15 protein-coding genes are annotated in these 19,029 nt (G+C 67.0%); 6 read left to right on the plus strand and 9 right to left on the minus strand.

Features of this window, described 5'->3' with window-relative positions; translation table 11 throughout:
- Window positions 1-44 precede the first annotated feature (44 nt).
- Window positions 45-2,222, minus strand: a complete 2,178-nt coding sequence (locus ACOQPE_RS02710; protein WP_420610387.1) for an ABC transporter substrate-binding protein — start codon at window positions 2,220-2,222, stop codon at window positions 45-47.
- A gap of 188 nt (window positions 2,223-2,410) precedes the next feature.
- Here ACOQPE_RS02710 and ACOQPE_RS02715 point away from each other — a divergent pair, with 188 nt between their 5' ends.
- Window positions 2,411-2,866: a hypothetical protein gene (locus ACOQPE_RS02715; protein WP_420610388.1), complete on the plus strand. Its 456-nt coding sequence runs from the start codon at window positions 2,411-2,413 to the stop codon at window positions 2,864-2,866.
- A 4-nt stretch (window positions 2,867-2,870) separates the two neighbouring features.
- On the opposite strand, the gene ACOQPE_RS02720 is transcribed toward ACOQPE_RS02715, so the two are convergent.
- From ACOQPE_RS02720 to ACOQPE_RS02735, 4 genes are all read right to left on the minus strand, one after another.
- Window positions 2,871-3,560, minus strand: a complete 690-nt coding sequence (locus ACOQPE_RS02720; protein ID WP_420610389.1) for a potassium channel family protein — start codon at window positions 3,558-3,560, stop codon at window positions 2,871-2,873.
- A gap of 10 nt (window positions 3,561-3,570) precedes the next feature.
- Window positions 3,571-6,027 carry an efflux RND transporter permease subunit gene (locus ACOQPE_RS02725; protein ID WP_420610390.1) on the minus strand — a complete coding sequence of 819 codons (2,457 nt, stop codon included), beginning with the start codon at window positions 6,025-6,027 and terminating at the stop codon, window positions 3,571-3,573.
- A gap of 200 nt (window positions 6,028-6,227) precedes the next feature.
- Window positions 6,228-8,909, minus strand: coding sequence for a Calx-beta domain-containing protein (locus ACOQPE_RS02730; RefSeq protein WP_420610391.1), 2,682 nt, complete (start codon window positions 8,907-8,909; stop codon window positions 6,228-6,230).
- A 15-nt stretch (window positions 8,910-8,924) separates the two neighbouring features.
- The gene (locus tag ACOQPE_RS02735; protein ID WP_420610392.1) at window positions 8,925-10,235 is read right to left on the minus strand and encodes a hypothetical protein; all 1,311 of its coding nucleotides are present in this window, start codon (window positions 10,233-10,235) and stop codon (window positions 8,925-8,927) included.
- Between the two features lie 334 nt (window positions 10,236-10,569).
- Here ACOQPE_RS02735 and ACOQPE_RS02740 point away from each other — a divergent pair, with 334 nt between their 5' ends.
- Together ACOQPE_RS02740 and ACOQPE_RS02745 are read left to right on the plus strand one after the other, a co-directional pair.
- Window positions 10,570-11,832 (plus strand): cytochrome P450, encoded by a 1,263-nt coding sequence (locus ACOQPE_RS02740; protein ID WP_420610393.1) that lies wholly within the window; start codon window positions 10,570-10,572, stop codon window positions 11,830-11,832.
- On the plus strand, window positions 11,832-12,758 hold the full coding sequence (locus ACOQPE_RS02745) for an SDR family NAD(P)-dependent oxidoreductase (protein ID WP_420610394.1): 927 nt from the start codon (window positions 11,832-11,834) through the stop codon (window positions 12,756-12,758). The genes ACOQPE_RS02740 and ACOQPE_RS02745 overlap by 1 nt, the downstream gene beginning before the upstream one ends.
- A 107-nt stretch (window positions 12,759-12,865) precedes the next feature.
- Here ACOQPE_RS02745 and ACOQPE_RS02750 read toward each other — a convergent pair whose 3' ends face one another.
- From ACOQPE_RS02750 to ACOQPE_RS02760, 3 genes are all read right to left on the minus strand, one after another.
- Complete coding sequence (locus ACOQPE_RS02750) at window positions 12,866-13,075, minus strand: hypothetical protein (RefSeq protein WP_420610395.1); 210 nt, start codon at window positions 13,073-13,075, stop codon at window positions 12,866-12,868.
- Window positions 13,076-13,220: 145 nt separating this feature from the next.
- Entirely contained in the window at window positions 13,221-14,861 is a 1,641-nt protein-coding gene (locus ACOQPE_RS02755) for an FAD-dependent monooxygenase (protein ID WP_420610396.1), read from the minus strand.
- 47 nt (window positions 14,862-14,908) lie between these two features.
- A complete protein-coding gene (locus ACOQPE_RS02760; protein WP_420610397.1) occupies window positions 14,909-15,346 on the minus strand; it encodes a nitroreductase family deazaflavin-dependent oxidoreductase in 438 nt (145 codons plus the stop codon).
- A gap of 223 nt (window positions 15,347-15,569) precedes the next feature.
- Between ACOQPE_RS02760 and ACOQPE_RS02765 the strand changes: the two genes are divergently transcribed.
- The 3 genes from ACOQPE_RS02765 to ACOQPE_RS02775 all read left to right on the plus strand — a co-directional run bounded on the left by ACOQPE_RS02765 (window position 15,570) and on the right by ACOQPE_RS02775 (window position 18,159).
- Window positions 15,570-16,859 (plus strand): hypothetical protein, encoded by a 1,290-nt coding sequence (locus tag ACOQPE_RS02765; protein WP_420610398.1) that lies wholly within the window; start codon window positions 15,570-15,572, stop codon window positions 16,857-16,859.
- Between the two features lie 289 nt (window positions 16,860-17,148).
- The gene (locus tag ACOQPE_RS02770) at window positions 17,149-17,283 is read left to right on the plus strand and encodes a hypothetical protein (protein ID WP_420610399.1); all 135 of its coding nucleotides are present in this window, start codon (window positions 17,149-17,151) and stop codon (window positions 17,281-17,283) included.
- Between the two features lie 54 nt (window positions 17,284-17,337).
- On the plus strand, window positions 17,338-18,159 hold the full coding sequence (locus tag ACOQPE_RS02775) for a L,D-transpeptidase family protein (RefSeq protein ID WP_420610400.1): 822 nt from the start codon (window positions 17,338-17,340) through the stop codon (window positions 18,157-18,159).
- Between the two features lie 144 nt (window positions 18,160-18,303).
- Here the strand turns inward: ACOQPE_RS02775 and ACOQPE_RS02780 are convergent, their stop codons facing one another.
- The gene (locus ACOQPE_RS02780; protein ID WP_420610401.1) at window positions 18,304-18,912 is read right to left on the minus strand and encodes a pyridoxamine 5'-phosphate oxidase family protein; all 609 of its coding nucleotides are present in this window, start codon (window positions 18,910-18,912) and stop codon (window positions 18,304-18,306) included.
- Window positions 18,913-19,029 lie beyond the last annotated feature (117 nt).

Raw genomic sequence — 19,029 nt, forward strand, 5'->3', positions numbered from 1 at the left:
CCTCGCGGCGCGGCCCGCCGCGCCGCTGGGTGTGCCCGCAGACGTCATGACGCCGTCGCATCCACTGGGCGCAGGCCGCCGAACAGCCCTTGGGGCCGCAGCACCAGCGCCGCCACCAGGATCACGAACGAGGCCACGACCGCCAGATTCGTGCCCACCCCTCCCACATACACCGCAAGCCCCGCTTCGACCAGCCCCAAGACCATCGCACCGCCCAGCGCCCCCCGGATCGAGCCGAGGCCGGCCATCGCGGTGATGGCGAATGCCTTGAGCGTCAGCGGCGCGCCCTGAAACGGCTGGATGGCCAGCACCGGGCTCACCAAGGCGCCGGCCGCGCCGGTGATGCCGATGCACAGGGCGAACGTGATGACGTACACCTTGCCCACGTCGATCCCCACGATGCGCGCCGCCTCACGGTTCTGAGCTGCTGCCCGGATGCTCTTGCCGAGTCTCGTGCGCGACAGCAGCGCGCTCAACCCAGCCAGCACCGCGAGCGCGACGATCAGTATCCAGAACTTCGTCACCGGCACGCTCAGGCCGTCGGCTATCCGCCAGCTGCCGTCCAGCGCCGTGCTCGTGCGTCGGAAGTCCGCGGCAAAGATGAGCTTCATGACGTTCTGCAAGATGATCGCCAAGCCGAACATCACCAGCAGCGACACCAGATGGGGCCGGTCGATGATCCGATTGACCAAGCCCCGCTGGGTGAGGTAGCCCAGACCTGCCATCAGCACGAACACCGCAGCGACCGACACGAAGGGGTCGATGCCCCACAGATCCTGGGCCAGCCAAGCCAGGTAGGCGCCGATCATCACGAACTCGCCGTGAGCGAAGTTGATCACCCCCATCACGCCCCAGATCACCGAGAACCCCAGCACCAGCACCGCATACATGCCGCCGAGAGCGATGCCGTTCACGAGCGCTTGAGGCAGCTTGCCCACCGCCGTCGACCCGCCCGCTGCACCACCCTTGCCGTCGCCCAACGGGTACTCGAGCTGGGTCCGTGCTGCGGAACCGGGCGCGACCACATGAATGTCCCCGCGCTGCACCTGCACCAAGCCCATCGGCTTTTTGGTGTTGACACCCCGCTCGTCGAAGCCGATCGGACCGTAGAACGTGTCGGCATCCAGCGACCGCAAGGCGTCGCGCACGTCGTCGGTGTCGAGCGAGCCGGCCGATTCGATGGCCAGTTGCAGCGCCAGAGCCGCTGCGGTGGTGCTGGCGGCTTGGTACACGGGCAGTTCGCCCCACAGCTGCTGGTAGTAGGCGGCGTAGTCGGCGGCGCGGCCGAAGTACGGCCCTTCGTAGCCCATGGTGGGTTCCCACTGAGTGGGGCCGAGCACGCCGTCGACATCGGCGCCGAGCTCGTCGATGAGCTTCGGGTTGGACGGACCGACGGTGATCAGCATGCCGTCGGGCACGAACCCCAGCTCCTTGGCCGCGTTCACGAACAGGACGGCGTCGTTGTAGTGCCCGCCGCCGATGAACAGGTCGGGGTTGAGATCGCGGAACTTGGTCATGATCGCCGAGACGTCCTGGATGTCCTTGGGATAGGTCTCAGTTGCCAGCACCTCGATGCCGTTGGCTTCGAGATGGCGTCGGGCGCCGTCGGCGACTGCGGTGGGGAACGCCGTGTCCTCGTAGGCGATCACTGCGGTCTTCGCGCCCTGATTCGCCAGCGTCTCGACGCCTGACAGCGTGTAGTCGCTGGCGACTGTCGCCACCAGGAACAGGTTCTGAAAGCCGCGCTCGAACAGCGTGTCGGCAGCGCCGGTGCCCTCCACCATGATCACGTCGTTGGCTTCCGCGATGGCGCTGGTGCCCGACGTGAGGCCGCTGGAGTACGGGCCGAGCAGGAAATGGACCTGATCGTGGTCGATGAGCCGCTGGGCCAGGTTGGCGGCAGTGTCGGGGTCGGACTCGTCGTCGTAGTAGATGATCTCGGCCCGGTAGCGGCCGTCGCCGATCCGAATCCCCCCGTACTCCTCGTTGACCCAGCTGACCCAGGTGTCGTACCCCTGCCGAGCGTCCTTGCCCTCCACCGAGTACTTGCCCGTCTCGCTCAGCGCAGCACCGAGCCGCACCGTGCCGTCGAAGCCCGCCGCGGTGTCGGCGGCTGTGGCCGACCCGTCGCGCTGCGCATCGATGCCTGCGCTGTCACAGGCGACAGCTGCCGGTGCTGTGAACAGCAGCGCCGTCAGCAGCAGCAGTCTGGGCAACCGCATTGGGGCGCTCGGTCCCAACGGCATCCGGGCGCCGGCGCAGAGGGCACATCGGCCATGTCGGGGAGGATACGGCGCTCGCGCCGGAGCAGTCATGAGCAGAAAAACCCTTGGGGACGCCACAGAGGCGCGACCTACCGTCGCAGGTGATGCGACATAGGACCTGAACGCCTCCAACCGATCGGAACGCCATGAGTACGATTGCCACCATGCCCGACGAGGAGGCGCCGGCTGCCTCCGCTGCGACTTCGAAGCCAAGCGGCGCTTCGCACGACGCGGACGGCCAAAACGGCACCGGCAGGCGAGCACGCTCCTTGACCGTCCCGATGCCCACTGCGATCACCGCGGCGTTGATCGCAGGGATGTTCGGATTGCTCTTCCTCAATCTCAACGGCCTGCGAGACGACATCGACACGCTGCGCGCCGACATGAACCGGCAGTTCGACAGGGTTGATCAGCGGTTCGAACAGGTCGACAGACGAGTGGACGGTGTCGATGCCCGTTTGGATCGGATGGAGACACGATTGGACCGGATGGACGACCGGTTCGACGAAGTCCAGGCAGTCCTGCTGGATCACACCGATCGACTCGCTCGCATCGAGAAGCTTCTCGACCTCGACCCCCGCACGGGCAACGCGAGTCAGTAGGCCGCTACGGGCCGCCTTCTTCGCCGCCTTCTTGGCTTGGCGCGCCGCCAGGAGGCTCGGCTGAGGGAGCGGCGAAGCCGGTGACGAGGCGTGCCACGGCAATGGCCACGTAGAACACGCCCGCCATGGCTTCGAGCGTCACGATGACCCGGCCGCCGTCAGCCGAGGGCGTGAGGTCGCCGAAGCCCAGCGTGGTGAGGGTGACGAAGCTGAAGTAGACAGCAGATTCGGGCGTCAGCGCTTCGCCGGAATTCAGGAACGCCGATCCGCCGACCCGGTCGATCACCAGGTACAGCGAGGCGAACGCGTAACCGATGAGCAGGTACGCACACGCCGAGGCAGCTATCGAGGTGGTGCCCGCGAACGGTCGCAACAGCACCTGGCGGGTGACGACCGCGGCAGCCGCCAAGCCGATCAGCGTGAGCACGGCCGGCCCTACCACGGCGTCAGCGGCGTCGGCAATGGCGATGTCTGCCACCGCGGCGACCGCGGCAGCTGCGAGCAGCAGCCACAGCCGTCTCGGCGGCCGCTCGGCCGACTCGATGAGCGTGCCCACAATCAGCAGCAACCCGACGAGGCCCCCAGCGGAACTCAACGCGCTGACGCCGAACGCGGACAGCACCACGATGGCGACGCTGACCACCAAGATGAGGTCGTAGCGCTCCTTGCGCAGCGCGTCCAGCAGCGCCTTCATGGCGTCGCGCTCAGGCCGCGTCCATCTCGGCCATGTGGTTCTTGCGCCACTGGTGGTATGCGGCCCAGGTGACCAGCATCGGCGGCAGCACCACCACGGCAGCGATCAGCGAGTAGGTCACGGTGATGGCGGTGAGCAGGCCGAACTGTCCCATCGGGGCGATCGGGCTGAACACCAGCACCATGAAGCCCAGCGCCGTGGTGAGCGCCGAGCCGATGAGCGCGCCGCCAGTGGTGCCCATGGTGATGTTGATGGCCTCGCCGATCGACTTGCCGTGGTCGACTTCCTCGATGAACCGGTGGGTGACGTGAATGGTGTAGTCGACGCCGATGCCGATCGACAGTGCCGTGATGAGCGCCGTGATCACGTTGTAGCTGTAGCCCAGCAGCACCATGGTGCCCAGCACCCACACCAGCACCAGCAGGATCGGCAGCACCGACAGCACAGCCAGCATGGGCCGGAACTCGGTGATCCAGAAGAACAGGATCAGCACCATCAGCGCCGCCACGATGGTGAACACGATGGAGGTGGCCTGGCTCTCGGTGAGGCTGTCGGTGACCTCCAGCGAGGTGATCTCGCTGGCCACCGGGGTGATGTCGGCGTCGTCGCCGAACCACAGGCCGTCCACGTCGGCAAACAGTTCGCGGGTGCGGTCGGCATCACCGGTCAGCGCGTTGAATTGCAGGATCGTGCGGTCGTCGTCGCCCGCGGCGCCCAGCGCCACCAGCGAGTCGAACTGTGCAGGGTCGTGGTCGCGCATCAGTGTCAGCACCCGGTCGATGGTGGCGCTGTCGACGCGGAGGGCGCCGGCCTGGCCGAGCTGAAACTCGCTCTGGATCTGGGCTTGCAGGTCTGCTGGAAGCGTGCCGAAATAGACGCCCAGCGAACTGGTGATGTCGCTGCTGACCGCTGCGGGGCGCTGCGACGGGTCCTCGATGGCGGCGGAGAAGTCGAGCAGGTTGCGGATGGTGCGATCCTCGGAGAGGTCGGCCTCCACCAGCACGGTGACCGGCTCGGTGTTGCCGCCGAGGTTCTCCGACAGGAACAGCGCGTCTTCCTTGCTCTCGGTGCCGTCGGGGATGAAGTCGTTGGAGTTGAACTCGGTGCCCAGCTGGGTCGCGAGCGACATGAACACCACCGTGACCACGCCGGTGAGCACCAGGATGAGCGCCGGCCGGCGCACCGTGGCACCGCCGACCGATCGCACCAGCGTGCCCGCGCCGGGGATGGCTTGGTCGATGGGCCGCAGCTGCGGCTGGCGCCCCTTGGCCTCGCCCCGCCGATCCAGGATGGCCCGCACCGCAGGCACCGCAGTCAGGAACACCGTCAGGCCGCTCAGCACGCCCACGGCGGCCACCACGCCGAAGTCGCCCAGCCCCGAGATGTCGCCGAACAGGTTCGTGAGGAAACTCACGATGGTGGTGACCCCCGCGAGTCCCAGCGGCAGCATCACGCCGGCCACCGACTTTCCGATGCCGTCGGTCGCTCCCGCACCCTCCGCGCGCACCTCGCGATAGCGCGACGTGCCCTGAATGCCGTAGTCGACGCAGAGGCCGATCAGCATCACCGGCACCATCTGGCCCAGCACGCTGGGCGCGCCGATCACACCGAACCCGTCGGGGCCGAGCAGCCCCTGGAAACCCAGCGCCCACAGGATCGTCAGAACCAAGCCGCCCATCGACAGCAGCACATCGGAGAGCTGCCGGTAGAACAGCGTCAGCAGGATGGCGATCACCACGAAGGCCACGCCCATCAGCAGCATCATCGACGACTGGCTGGAATCGTCTGACTCCTGGTCGCTCTTGCCGCTCGATGAGGTGCGGGCCGAATCCAGACCGCCGAGTGACAACGACTGCACCGCGTCGTCGGCGGCCAGCTGCGCCTCGGCCAGACCGTCGGGATCGCCGTCGGCGTTCACCGTCACGATGCCGATGCCGCCGACCACGTTGCCGACGCTGTCACGGGCGACCAGCTCTTCGAGGAAGCCGGCCCGCTCGGGATCGGCCTCGGCCGCTGCAGCAATGCCAGCGTCGATCTGGTCTTGGGTCATCGACGCCAGGTCCACGCTGCGCGGGTCGCCGCCGGGCCCCGCTGCCATCACAGCGAGCACATGGCCCGGCGACACCGGCGGACGGGGCGCGAACAGGTACTGCGACAGCTCAGGGTGCCCGGCAGCAGTCTCGGTGGCCGCAATGGCGTCGGCTGCGCCCGCGGGGCTGAGCACGTCGCCGCGCAGCACCACCTGCACCGCTTCCAGCTCGGCCGAGGCGGGGAAGCTCTCGCCCAGATTGTCGATGGCCGTCACCAGCTCGCTGCCGCCGGGCAGGAAGGCTTCCTGCACATCGGCGGTAGGGGCGGTGCGGGTGAAGCCGATCACCGCCACCACGGTGACGACCAGCATCACTGCGAGCGCTGTCCACGGCCGGTTTCCGACCCAGCGCCCGTACACCCCAAAGAGTTTGCTCACTTGCGGTCTCCTGTAGTTGTGCGCCGCGGCTCCCCCGAAGTGCCGACGCGCCGGTTCAGTCGTGCCACGCCGAAGGGTACCGATGGCGCAACAGGGGGCCGCGACATCGAAGGGTCAGCTTGGCACCGACGCCGATTCGCCGTGTCACGCTCGAGGTCTTGATACGCCGCTGCGGCCCTTGGGTGTGACCGAACCAGTGCTCAGCCGCCGACGGGGATGCGCAGCAGCCAGCCGGCGGCGATCCGGTCGCCGTGGACGAACGTCTGGCCGTTCGCCTGGCGCCGACCGCGGTTGGCCAGCACGATGCGGTTGTAGAACGCGCTGTCGCCGTACACTCGCCGCCCCACCGACGACAGCATGTCGCCGCTTCGGACGCGGTAGATCACGTAGTTCGACTCGGCCGCAGTGGCGTTGCTCGGCGCAACGATCGGCAGCGGCACCCGCAGCACCCAGCCCGCCCGGATCATGTTGGGGCTGGTGAATGTGTAGCCGTCGCTCTGGCGGCGGCCTTGGTTGGCGGCGAATATCTGGCGCCACCTCCGGTCGTCTCGATAGAAGGTCAACGCGATGCCGCTGAGCGTGTCGCCGGGCTTGACGGTGTACAGCACGTACCAGCCGTCGCCGGTCGAGGTGACGGTCCCCAGTGACTCCGGGTCGACAATGTGCCCGTCGTCGTCGACGGCCTTGTTGTCTTCGTCAGAATCTTCGGTTTCGGCGGTCTCGCCGTCGCCACCCTGATCGTCCGCACCATCAGACTCGTCCGATTCGTCCGCGTCATCGCTCCCGTCGCCAGCGTCGCCGTCGTCATCGCCGTCGTCATCCTGACCGTCCGCACCATCAGACTCGCTGTCGTCACCGCCGTCGTCATCCTGATCGTCGGCACCATCGGATTCATCCGATTCGTCCGCGTCTTCGCTCCCGTCGCCGGGGTCACCGTCGGAGACCGAGGCCTCGGGGTCGCCCACCGAGACGATCTCCGCCTCCCCGACCGGCTTGATCGTCACTACCGAGCTGGCCGCAAAGGTGCGGTCGCCGATGGTCACGCTCAACGTCACGGAACTGTCAGGCGCGCTGGCGTCCAGAGAGTTCACCCGCACGACGGCATCGGTGTCGTTCGGCGGCAGGTCGAACACCAGCCGTCGAGGGTTGCTGCCCAGCGAGACCCAGCCGACGCCCCAGTTGGCATCCACGGTGTAGTCGTGGCCCAGCACGGCCGTGCTGTCGATCTCCACGAACACCCGCACCCAGCGTGTGACGGCCCGCTCAAGGTCCACCGTCATCAGGCTCGACTCGCCCAACGCAATGCTCGACGGCGTCGCCACGCCCAGCGTCAGCTCCACCACCGGCGGCGCTGCCGGTGCAGCGTTCGCCGACGAAGAACTCCCGGAGTTGGTGTTGCCGGGGCTGGAATTGCCAGGATTCTGGTTCCCGGTGTCGCCGGGATTCTGGTTGCCGGTGTTGCCGGGATTCGGGTCAGACCGCGGCGCCGGGTCGTCGTCGGCGATCGTGACGGTGGTGGCCTTCGGAGCGCCCAGTGTGTAGCCCGAGCCGCTGGTGAGCGTCAGCACGATCGTCTCGGCATCGTCATCGACGCTGTCATCGGTGATCGTCACCGCAACCGTGGCAGAGGTGCTTCCGCCGGCCACGGTCACCGTGCCGCTCAACGCCGTGTAGTCAGAGCCCGACGTCGCGCTGCCCCTGACGCTGTACGTCAACGACAGCCCACCCGAAGGCGCAACCGACGACAGACTCACCCCAACACTCACGCTGCGGCTGCCCGACGCCTCGCCACCCGAGTACGAGGCAGACCCGAAGCTCGCACTCGGTGTCGACGGAGGTGTCGAGCCGGGGCACGCCTCGTGCGCGGCCAGCGTTCGGGCCACTCGATCCCACCGGTCGCCGACGACACTCGATCGCGTCTGCGCGTCGGCGGCCGTCATGGCCGTCTCGCCGGTGCTCTCGCCCATCGCAGCCAGAACCTGGTTCCAGCGCAACACCCGCGCAGTGTCACTGGGGAACTTGTCGCGCAGGCCCGTGATCTCCGCCACCGTCACCGCATCCGTCGGGAGCGTCAGCGTGCATGCCTGCCCGTCGTCGTCGGTCACGTCCACCGTCACGCCGTCGATCGAGAGACTGGTGGGGTATCCGGCACCGTCGCCGGTGGTGACCGTGTGCGAAATGGTCACGGTGCGCTTGCCGCCGGCATTCTGGACGCTGTCATCTGCCCCCTTCACCGTCACGGTCTGGGGCTGATTCCAGTCGCTCGTCGTGAACGTCAGATTTTGCGTCGTCGAAAAACTCGGAGTTGCGTCCGCGTCCACTCGCGCAGCGATACTCCCGCCGACCGTCGAGATAGCGGCCCTGACCGTGACACTGCTCGCTGGCTGGCTGTCGAGCACGACGGTGTAGGTCGCTGTGCCGGCAGCCTCGGCTACGGTCACCTTGCTCTTCGAGATCGTCACGCTGGCAGATCCGCCCGATCCTCCCGAGTCGTCGTCAGTGATGGTGATGGTGTGCACCGAGCTCGAGCCCAGTGTGTAGCCGGTGCCTGAGGTGAGCGTCAGCACCACCGTCTCGTCCGATTCGACAGCAGCATCATCGATGATGCTGACGGGGATCCTGACAGACCGCGTGCGGGCCGGCACGTCGATGGTCACGCTGTTGCTCGTAGCGCCGCTGATGCTGTAGTCGCTGTTCAAGGTGGCCGTGCCCGACAGGCTGTAGTTCAGCGCGACATTCGCGGCAGGGACTGGGTCGAGACGCACCCACACGTTGTCTGGGTCACAGCCGCCTGGACAGGTGGTGTCTCCCGTGTTGTAGTCCTCAGGCCGGTCGGATCCGTAGCCAAGGTCCATGGGCGTGGCCCGGGTGAACTCGACCACGGGCTGGGCCGGCGCCTACGTGTTGTCGTCGATGGTGATGGTGACGCTCGCTTGCGCGCCGAGCCGATACCCAGCGCCGTCCGTGAGCGTGATGGTCACGGTCTCGGGACCCTCGCTCGGCAGCGTGTCGTTCAGCACAGTGACCAACCGGCGTCTGGTCAGCGTCGACGTGCCCCCGTCGAATTTGATGTCGCCGTCCAACCCAACGAAGTCCACATCCTGCACCGCGCTGTTGGATGAGACCGTGTAGCCGATCTGGATGTCTTGGGCGGGTGCCTTGTTGATGGAGACGGTCACGGTCTGCGCGCCAGCGTCTTCGCTGATCGAAGTGAGATCGGTGCTCAGGTCGATGGCGACGTTCGCAGCGTCGTCGTCTGTGACTTTGGCGGCTTCTGGCTTGTGCGACCTCACCGTGACGGTGACGTTACTGCTGGGCCTGCCGGTGAGCGCCACACTGTACGTGTCAGTGCCACCGTTCTCCGCGACCGAAGTGCTTCCGCTGGTATGGACAATGTCCAGCTTGTCCGTCCACAGACTCCGGTCGACAACCTTTGTGAAAACAACGGGCGGTTTATCGGCTTTCCTGCCTCCTGCACTCACCGATGTGATCTTGACCCTCACCTCTCCTTTGTTGGAGTAATGATTGAAGTCGTAGATGCTGCACTGGCGGTCCCCCTGTTTGACATCAGGGATAGCGTCACCTTTCTTCTCGTTGAGGGTGTCGTTCGCATACTTGAATCTTCCGACGAAGCGGGGATTGTCGGGATGGAATGGACTGCTCGTGTCGCCACCGTGATTCCCTTCGCCGCTCGGGGGCTCTTCTCTCCACGGCAATCCGCTGCCATTATTCTTGCAATAATGTCCGTTGTATCTGCCGACATATTTGGCTTCGTCAATGTTGCCGAGGGCGACGCCGCTGATGTTGTCATATCCTTGGCCCCAAGCCTCATCTGCGCCTGCCCAGGCGTAGTATGTGTCGGGACGAACCGGGATTTCGACTGCCACGCTGGCTTGATTCGCCGGGATAGTGACGGTGTGGGTTCCCGTCTGGGCGTCAGTCAACGAGTCGTTATGGTATTGGCTCTCGTCGACCTCGTACGTCACGACGAGATCCTTCGCCGGAGCGGGATCGGCGGTGAAGGTGAACACTGCAGTGCCGCCTTCGTAGATCTTGTCGAATTCGGCGGCGACGCTGACGACCGAGGCGGCACTGGCCGCGGCGGGTTGCGCCAGCGGTACGAGCACCGCCGCCGCGACCGCTACGGCCAGTGCCGCGGCGAATCGGCCCCGCATGGCCGACGGTCGAATGCTGAGGCTTTGCGTCACGCGCTGACTCCTGGGGATGGCTCGCGATCACGAGTTCTGCAAAATGACTACGAGCACCGTGAATGCCGCGCGTCGTCAAGGGTCGTTCCGCGATTCTGAGATCCGATGCTGCCGACGCCCAGACGACACTGGTGCGACGCTCGGCGGGGCTGAGCGAAGCGGCGGAAGCTGTCACAGCGTTGGCGTAGGGTCTTGGCGGCTCGCAAGACGAGCTGCCGCCCTGCCCGCGCAGTCGGGTCGGGCGCCGCCGAGTGCACAGCACGACGGCACGAGAGCCGAGAGATCGACTGGTATCCACAGCACGGGAGGCGTCATGGGGCTGAGACCGGGGGACGTGAACTTGGCGAGCCAGGCCGACATGGCCCGCATCGGCGGCCCGCCGTACGAGTACCTGGAGGTGTTGCGCCGCGAGGCGCCGGTGTGGTGGAACCCACCCCCGTCTGTAGACCACATGCACATCCCGTGTCCGGGCTTCTGGGTTCTGAGCCGCTACGCAGATGTGGACGCAGCCTCGAAGGACCCGAGCCGTTTCTCGGCATGGGAGAACTCGGTGCTGTGGGTGGACGTCAAGGAGAACCCGATCGCGCTGCAGGCGCAGCGTTCGGGGCTGATGGGCATGGACCCGCCACAGCACACCCAGTACCGGCGGCTGCTACAGCCGGGCATGACGCCGCGGCGCATCGCTGCGCTGGAGCCGTTCATCGAGGCCGAGGCGGCGAAGGTGATCGACGAGTTGGCATCGCGCGACCGCGCCGAGTTCGTGTTCGACGTGGCCGCCGAGCTGCCCATGGTGCTGCTGTGCCAGATGATGGGCGTGCCCCAGGAGCAGCGTCGCGAGTACCTCCGAATTGCGAACAACGTTGCGAATGTGGAGTTCGCCGAGAACTTCGAGCACAACATGTTCGAGCTGTACCTGTTCCTCGACGCCTTGGTGAAGAACTCCGACAAACTCGACGACAACACGATGCTGTCGAAGTACACCCATGGCGAGGTCGACGGGCGTGCGCTCACTCCCGACGAAATCACGCAGTTCTTCGTGACCCTGTCGATCGCCGGGCACGAGACCACCCGCAACACCACCGCCCACTTCGTGCGGCTGATGGACGAGCACCCCGATCAGAGGGCGCTGCTGCTCGAAGATCTCGACGCCCGGCTTCCGAACGCCATCGAGGAGGTGCTTCGCTTCTCGCCGCCGGTGATGCAGTTCTGCCGGACTGCCACCGAAGATGTGGAGATCGGCGGTGCCGCCATTGCCAAGGGCGACAAGGTGTACCTGTCGTACATCTCGGCCAACCGCGACGACGACGTGTTCGACGATCCGAACCGGTTCGACATCCTGCGGCCGAACGCGCCGGCGCACCTGGCGTTCGGGTCGGGGCCGCATTTCTGCTTGGGTGCGGCGGTGGCGCGCACCCAGCTGCGCTGCGTGCTCGCCGAGTTGTACCGACGGCTGCCCGACATCACCCTGGCCGAGCCGTACACGCCGATGGGCAGCGTGTGGTTCAACGCCATCACCGAGATGCCCGTGCTCACCTGCCCCCACGCCGCTAGCGGGACTGGCAACGGCAACGCCGGAAGTTCGGAAGGCACGCAGTGATGAGCGAGAGCGGAGCAGACAGCGTGGTCGAGGGACGCCTGGTGGTGGTGACCGGCGCAGGCAACGGCATCGGCGCGGCGCTGGCGCACGAAGCTGCCCGGCGGGGCGCGGCGGTGGTGGCCGTTGCGGACATCGACGTCGCCGCGGCCGAGCAGACGGCCGCCCAGGTGCGCTCGGCTGGTGACGCTGGCGTGGCAGAGGCGGTGGCCGTGGCGTGCGACGTCACCGATCACGATGCGCTGGACGAACTGGCCCGCGAACTGTGCGCCGCGCACGGCACGCCGGGGCTCGTGTGCGCGAACGCCGGGGTGTCCGCGGCTGGGGGGCCGCTGCTCGACGGCGAAGCGAGCGATGCCCGCTGGGTGCTGGAGGTCAATTTCTTCGGGGTTCTGGCCACGCTGCGCGCCTTCGGACGACGCATGGCCGCTGTGGGAACGCCTGGCTGGCTGCTGGCAACCGGCTCAGAGCACTCGCTCGGCCTGCCCCATGCCGGCGCCGGCGCCTACACCGCATCCAAGCACGCGGTACTGGGCTTGTGCGAGGTGATGCGGGCCGAGCTGCCGCCCCATCTGGGCGTCAGCGTGCTGTGCCCAGGGCTCACCTCCAGCAAGCTGTGGGCCTCGGGTGGGCGGCGGCCCAGTGCATTCGGCGGCCCCACCGAGCCGCAGCCCATAGCGCAAGCCATTATCGAACGCGGCATGCCAGCCGATGTCGTGGCCCAGCGCGCACTCGACGGCGTCGCCGCCGGGCATTTCATCATCCCCACGCACTACAACGCCCGTTCGTACGCAGATTCCCGCGCCGGCGAAGTGGCAGCAGCTTTCGACCAGCTGGCCGAGGTCGACACCTCCAGCTGGGATGTCACCGAAGTAGCAGGAGCGGTGCTGAGCGAGCTTGCCGCCGCACAGCCCGGCACCGAACAGTAAGGACTCGCCCGGTCAGGCAGCGACCTGCTCGGCGTGAACTCGGATTTCCGCTCTGCTTGAACTGGAGCCTTCGCCTGCCAGCGCCGCGCCCGAGCGGCGACTGAGTGTCAGGCGAGACGACGGTTGATGCGGGCCACCTCGTCGATCAGCGTGCCGTTCACCGTGGCGATCTCGTCGACGCGAGCCTCCAGACGGTCGAAGCGCTCGTCCACCCGTGCCTCGAAGCGGTCGATGCGCTCGTCCATCCGGTCGAAGCGCTCGCCGACCTGGCCGAACATCTCTCCCAGCCAGTGCCGCATCGAGTCCATCTCGCTCACGCCCTCAAAGCCACTCTGCGCGGGCCGCGTTCCCGATGCAATATTCGGACCTGTCCGCTAGACGTCTCCGACGCGGTCGCCGAGGCAGGTGTTTCGTTGTTCGGGCGACAGGCCTGTCGCAGCTCCGCCAAGCCTGAAATGGAAATCATCCCGCGACGGCGCCGCGGGCGGGGTGAGGCAAGTATGCCGAAACCCCGGACAGCTCAGGCCGACCGTCGAAGTCGTTGCGGCACCAGGCGATGACGCCGTCGGGGCGGACGAGCACCACGGCGCCGGCTTGGTACGGGCCCCCACAGGCGTGAGCCGGCAGCTGACGTACCGAGACGGGCGCTGCGCCGGCCGGCAGGTCGGCGATCGCGGCCTGCCAGGCTTCAAGCGAGCACGCTGACCCCACGAGCAGCACATAGGAGTAGCCGTACCAGTCCAGCACCGACTCGGTCCCATCGGCGTCCACCCACACATGGGGGGCGCGGCGTCCTGACCGCAGCAGCGGGACGAATTCTGCGCTCACGCTCCCGCCCGGTGGCCGGCGCCGATTGGCCGGGTCCTGGCGGTCGGCCGGCGGCTCGGCATTGGGAGCGATCAGGCTCGACGACATCTCGAAGCCGAGCAGCAGGTCGTCATAGTCGGCGTACTGATGCGTCGCCTCGATGTGCTCGTCGACGTCGAGTCCGCCGATGTGGCCGAGCATCATCGCCGACATGTAGTCGGTGGTGCTGACGCCGTGCGCGATTCGCTCGACGGCGATGGGCCGATGCTCTTCCTCGTAGGTGTCGAGAATCGAGGGCGGCGCCAGGCCGCGCAGCACATAGGCAAGCTTCCACGCCAAGTTGCGGATGCCGGCGAAGCCGGTGTTGTTGCCCATGCCGCCGGTGGGCACCGACACGTGCGCCGCGTCGCCCGCGAGAAAGATGCGGCCCTTGGCGAACTGCGTCACGCAGCCCGGCGTCGGCTGCCACATGCGCATGCTGAGGATCTCGAGCTCCACATCGTCGTCGGTGCCCAGCGCCACCCGGATGCGGGCGCTCGCCGCCTCCTCGGAGACCAGGTTCTCGTCGCCCACCACCACTTGGCAGCGCCACCGGCGGCGCCCGTCGAGCGGCTGGAAGATCACCACGCCCTGCGAGGTCGTGGTGTACAGCAGCGAACCCTTGCGGTCGCCCACATACGCGTCGAGATCTGCGTGGAAGATCACGTCCTGGGAGTACACCGGCCGCGGCTCGGCCTCGAGGCGGGTGCCGATCACCTCGCGCGTGCCGCTGCCGGGCCCGTCAGCGCCGATGACGTACTGCGCCGTGACCGCTTCGCGTTCGTCGGTCTTCGTGTCGCGCAGTGTCAAGTGGGCGCTGTCGTCGGTCTGGCCGAGGTCGATGGCCTCGGTGTCGAAGCGGACCGTGATCATCGGGTCGTCGGCCACCCGAGTCATCAGCGCGGCCTCCACCTCGTCCTGCGCAGTCATCACGGGGATGCACGGGCTGTTCGGCCCCGGCACGCTGAGGAACGTGGGGCTCGGGATGGTCGCGTACGGCTCGGCGGCCAAGGTGTCCGACCACCGGTTGTACGCCGTCCAAGCGGGTCCCAAGCCCGTGTCCTCCACCCCCTTCTCCACGCCGAACTCGCGGAACAGCTCCATCGTGTTGGTGTCCACGAAGCGGGACCGGGGATGGGTGTTCAGCTCGCTGCGCCGCTCCACCAGCAGCACCGGCACACCGTGGCGAGACAGCAGCAGCGCACCGGTCAGCCCGATCGGCCCGCAGCCGATCACGCAGACAGGCACCTCAGTCATCGTTCTGCCCGATCCCCCGCAGTCCTGGTGTCGCCAGCCGAGCCGCCTCAGCCCGTCGGGCGCAAGGCCACGATCGGGATCTCCCGGTCGACGGATTCCTGATAGTCGCCGAAGCGGGGCATCGCCTCGCACATGGCGCTGAACGCCTCGGTGCGCTCGTCTCCCTCCAGGACAACCGCAGCAGCCGACAGCACATCAACGCCCACCTCCAAGGTGACTTGGGGGTTGGCGACAATATTGTGGTACCACGCCGGGTGGCTGGGATGACCGCCTGCTGAGGCCATCACGACGTAGTCGTCGCCGTGACGGTGGTAGGTCAGCGGGCTGGTGAGCTGGCGCCCGCTGCGAGCGCCGGTCATCGTCATCAGCAGCATCGGATTGCCCTCGAACATGCCGCCGCAGCGTCCTTCGTTCTCCCGGAACTCGGCGATGATCTGCTGATTGAACGACAGCACCTGGCCGTCTTCCATTCCCTTCATCGACATGGCGTTGCTGCTCCCCTCGCATCATTCGACCCGCGAACCCTATGTCAATACTGCGCAAGGCGGCACCGGCCCGTAGGTTGAGGCCGCTGCGGCAGCACCTCGATGCTGAGGCAACGGCGCAAGCAACCGGAAGGCAGACGTGGCGAGTAGACGAAAGCGCAGGGCGAAGCGCCGGCCCAGCCCAAAGGGCAATCCGCGTGCTGCGGCTGGCAGCAGCCGCCGTGTGACGCCCAAGGGCTCGGGCGGTGTGGCCGACCGAATCCTGCGGTCTTCGGCACCCACGGATTACGTGCGCATACGCATGTCGTCAATTGTCAGCGACGTGGCAGAGAACCTCGAGATTTGCGACAATGCGCCGTTCGCCGATGTCGAGGAGAACCTCGTCGCGGTGGTCATTTCCGCCGTGGAAACGCCTTGGAATCCGTGGGGCGACAGCGTCGGTGTTGCAATTCGGCATTTCGCTGCCATCGGCGGTACTCCGGGTGCCATTGCGCTGGCCGTCCTTGCCGCATTCGGCGAACCGACGGTCCAACCCGAGGCGCGCACCCGACTGCGGCGCCTCGTCGACGACGGCATCGAGGTGCCAGAGTGGGTACACGACCTCGGGACAGCTGAGCCCATCAGTGCCGTGATGACCAGCGATCAATGGGACGAGTACGTGTCGCTTTTCGTCGACTACCGGCGTCCCGACGGAACGATCCAAGAGGTGGGCGCAGCCTTCCACCCGCACGCCTGGGGTGCAGCGCACGGATTTTCTGTCCGTCCGGTGACGGCGTCCGAGTCTCGTGACGTCGCCGAAGGGCACCGCGTCGCCAGCATCAACCTCGCCGAAGCTCGGGCACTGATGGACCATGGGCTCGCCGAGTTCGATCGGGCGAGCCTGCGCCGTATCGAGGCAGCCGACGAGCTCGACGGTGATCCGGACTGGGGCGAAGCAGACGACGACCTCTGCCTGCGTGCGCTCATCGGACACTTCGTGCGCCTGCTGCCGAGCGGCGGTGAACTGCCCGAAGCTGTCGCGCCCGCTGCAGACCGGCACTTGATCGGCGACGATCCGCGTGCCGACCGCCAGTTCACCGAGGCCGTCGAGCGGTTCGTCGCCGACCGCTCGCTCGCCGAAGATGCCTCCGCTCTGAGTGACCTGGTCCTGATTGCAGCGATGTTTGCGAATTCATGCTGGATCGACGACGTGTTCCGCTGGAACCCACCGAGAGTGAAGATTTTCCTTGAACAGTGGATACCGAACTTCGGCTTCGAAAGCGGCGGCGCCCACATGGACTCGGCGGACTATCGGGAGACCGTCGAATACGGCTTCGAGCCGAGCGGCGAATGGCTCGCGACACTCGACGCTGCATTACCGCGGTGGCTGCGGCTCGCAGCCGAGCGGCGCTGCCACAGCGACGAACTGCTTCATGCCAATCTCGCAGCCGCCCGCGACTCCTTGCGAGAACTGCGCCGGAAGATGACCGGCTCGCCCGTACCGCTCACCAACCCACCGCTTCGCTTTCCCTGAGCACGCCAGACCTCTCCATCCCATCAGCGAGGCTGAACCCCGATCAGTCGCCTGCTGATGCCGACGGGAAGCGTCGGCCGCGAACGCAGGCCTCAGCCCGAGGGCCTTCCGACGACTGAGCGGCCCCTCGTCGGAGACCTGGGCGTTTCACCCGCCGCGCGAAGACGGCTTGCAGCGAGTTGGGTGCAGGCCTACGTTCACGTCGGCGAACATCCCCGACAGTGACGACCGACAGGGCAGGCATGGCGGCGTTGCGCTCTTCGACGACGCTGCCGGACTCTCGTCATGTGTGCTCGCCTCGAAGACGCTTCTGCGCACCGCCGTCGGGCTCGACGTGGCCGCGGCGATCGGGGTGCTGCCGTTCCATCCGGCGTCTGCCGCCGGCGCTGTCGCCGATCTGAGGGCCGAGCCCTCGCAGCGCTGACATCTCGATTTTGATGCGCCGTGGCACCCAGACGGCGGCAACAGAGCGATCGACTTGCCCGAGAAGGGGTCCGAGGCTCCGCCTGCTGCGATCGTGCTGGGTCCCGGCGAGTATCTGTCTGCTGGCCAGTCGGCAATATCGCCGAACGGTTGGTATCGGCTGACGCTCGAGCCCGACGGAAGGCTGGTGCTGAGCCCCACCGACGACGGGCTGGGTCTGCGGAGCATCCTGTGGTCGACCGAGCCGGCCCCCGCAGCGATGCCGCTGTTGGTGATGCGCGCCGACGGCGAACTCGTCCTCTACGACACGGCCCATCCCGCTTTCGGAGCCACGACATCCGACGGGGACGAGGCACGGCTGTGGACTGCCGATACGCGCAGCGCAACAGGCGCATCGCTGCAGCTTGCCGATGACGGCACGTTGTCCGCCCTCACACCACTGGGACAGACCTTGTGGCACGGCGGAAACACCGCACCCGATGTCGGGATCGTGGGTGCTCGCCATGTCATCTACGACCGGGGCAGCCAGTGGGTCTGGCTCATCGACGCCGACGGCGCCATGGTGGACAACTACCCGGTCAGCGGGCATGCGGAGTCGCCGTTGCCGGGCCGCTATTCGGTCACGTCGAAGTCGGAGGATGCGATCTCCTACAACTGGCTGGTCACCATGGAGCACATGGTGCGCTTCACCACCGACTCCGACGGGGACCAGATCGGCTTCCACTCGATTCCGCGCGGCAGGCGGGACACGCCCGTGCAGACCGAAGCCGAGCTCGGCGAGTTCGGGTCGCTGGGATGCGTGCGCCAGCGCGACGACAAGGCCGAACGCCTCTACCAATGGACCACTATCGAGACCCCGGTGGTGGTCATCGCCTGAGCGCGCGGGCGCGGGCCGGTAATCGAATGCGGGCGCCGGTCATGGTCACCAGCAGCATCGGGTTGCCTTCGAACCGCTCGCCGTGTGATCATGCAACTCGGCGTTTGCGGTGCTGCCGCAGGCATCTCCGGCAGCTGTGTTCGGTCAGTACAGGCGGTCTCGGTTGGCCTCGTCCTCGGACGCGTCGATTTCCACAGCGTCTGCGCCGTTGATCTGGTCGGCCAGCACTTGCCCGTAGCTGGGATACTCGGACCGGTCGATATGCACAGCGGGATCCCACAGCCGCGACCGGATGAGCGACCGTCCACAATGCAGGAATGCCTCTTCGACCGCGACCCGCAGGCCCGACAGCGGCGGCCGGTCCTTGATCGAATGCGGCGCCAGCAGGTCGGCGTCGGTCACGATCTCGGCGGTGCCGCTGACGCGCAGCGTCTCGTTCATGCCGGGCACCAAGAACAGGAGCCCCACATTCGGGTTGAAGAGGACGTTCTGCAAGGTGTCGACTTGCCGGTTGCCGGGCCGGTCGGGGATCAGCAGGGTCTGGTCGTCGAGCACCGTCACGAAACCCGGCGGGTCGCCGCGCGGCGAGGTGTCGGCCCGCCCGTCGGCCCCGATCGAGCTGATGACGCACAGCGGAGACAACTCGATGAATCGCCGCGAATGGTCGTCGATGCGGTCGAGCACCTTCTGGTGTGCCCGCGCCGCCGGCGGACGGTACGTCTCTCGCAGCTCGGACACGTTCGAGATAGCCATGTTGCCGCTCCCAGCAGCTGTCATTGTCGGGGGCAGATCAGAGGCCGTACGAGCCCCTCTGCCCCTCGATCAGCGTACGCCGGACCGTGGCCGGTGGAGAACCTCATGGCGTTGGCA

Source organism: Candidatus Poriferisodalis sp. (assembly GCF_965219595.1).
Classification (GTDB): domain Bacteria; phylum Actinomycetota; class Acidimicrobiia; order Acidimicrobiales; family Poriferisodalaceae; genus Poriferisodalis.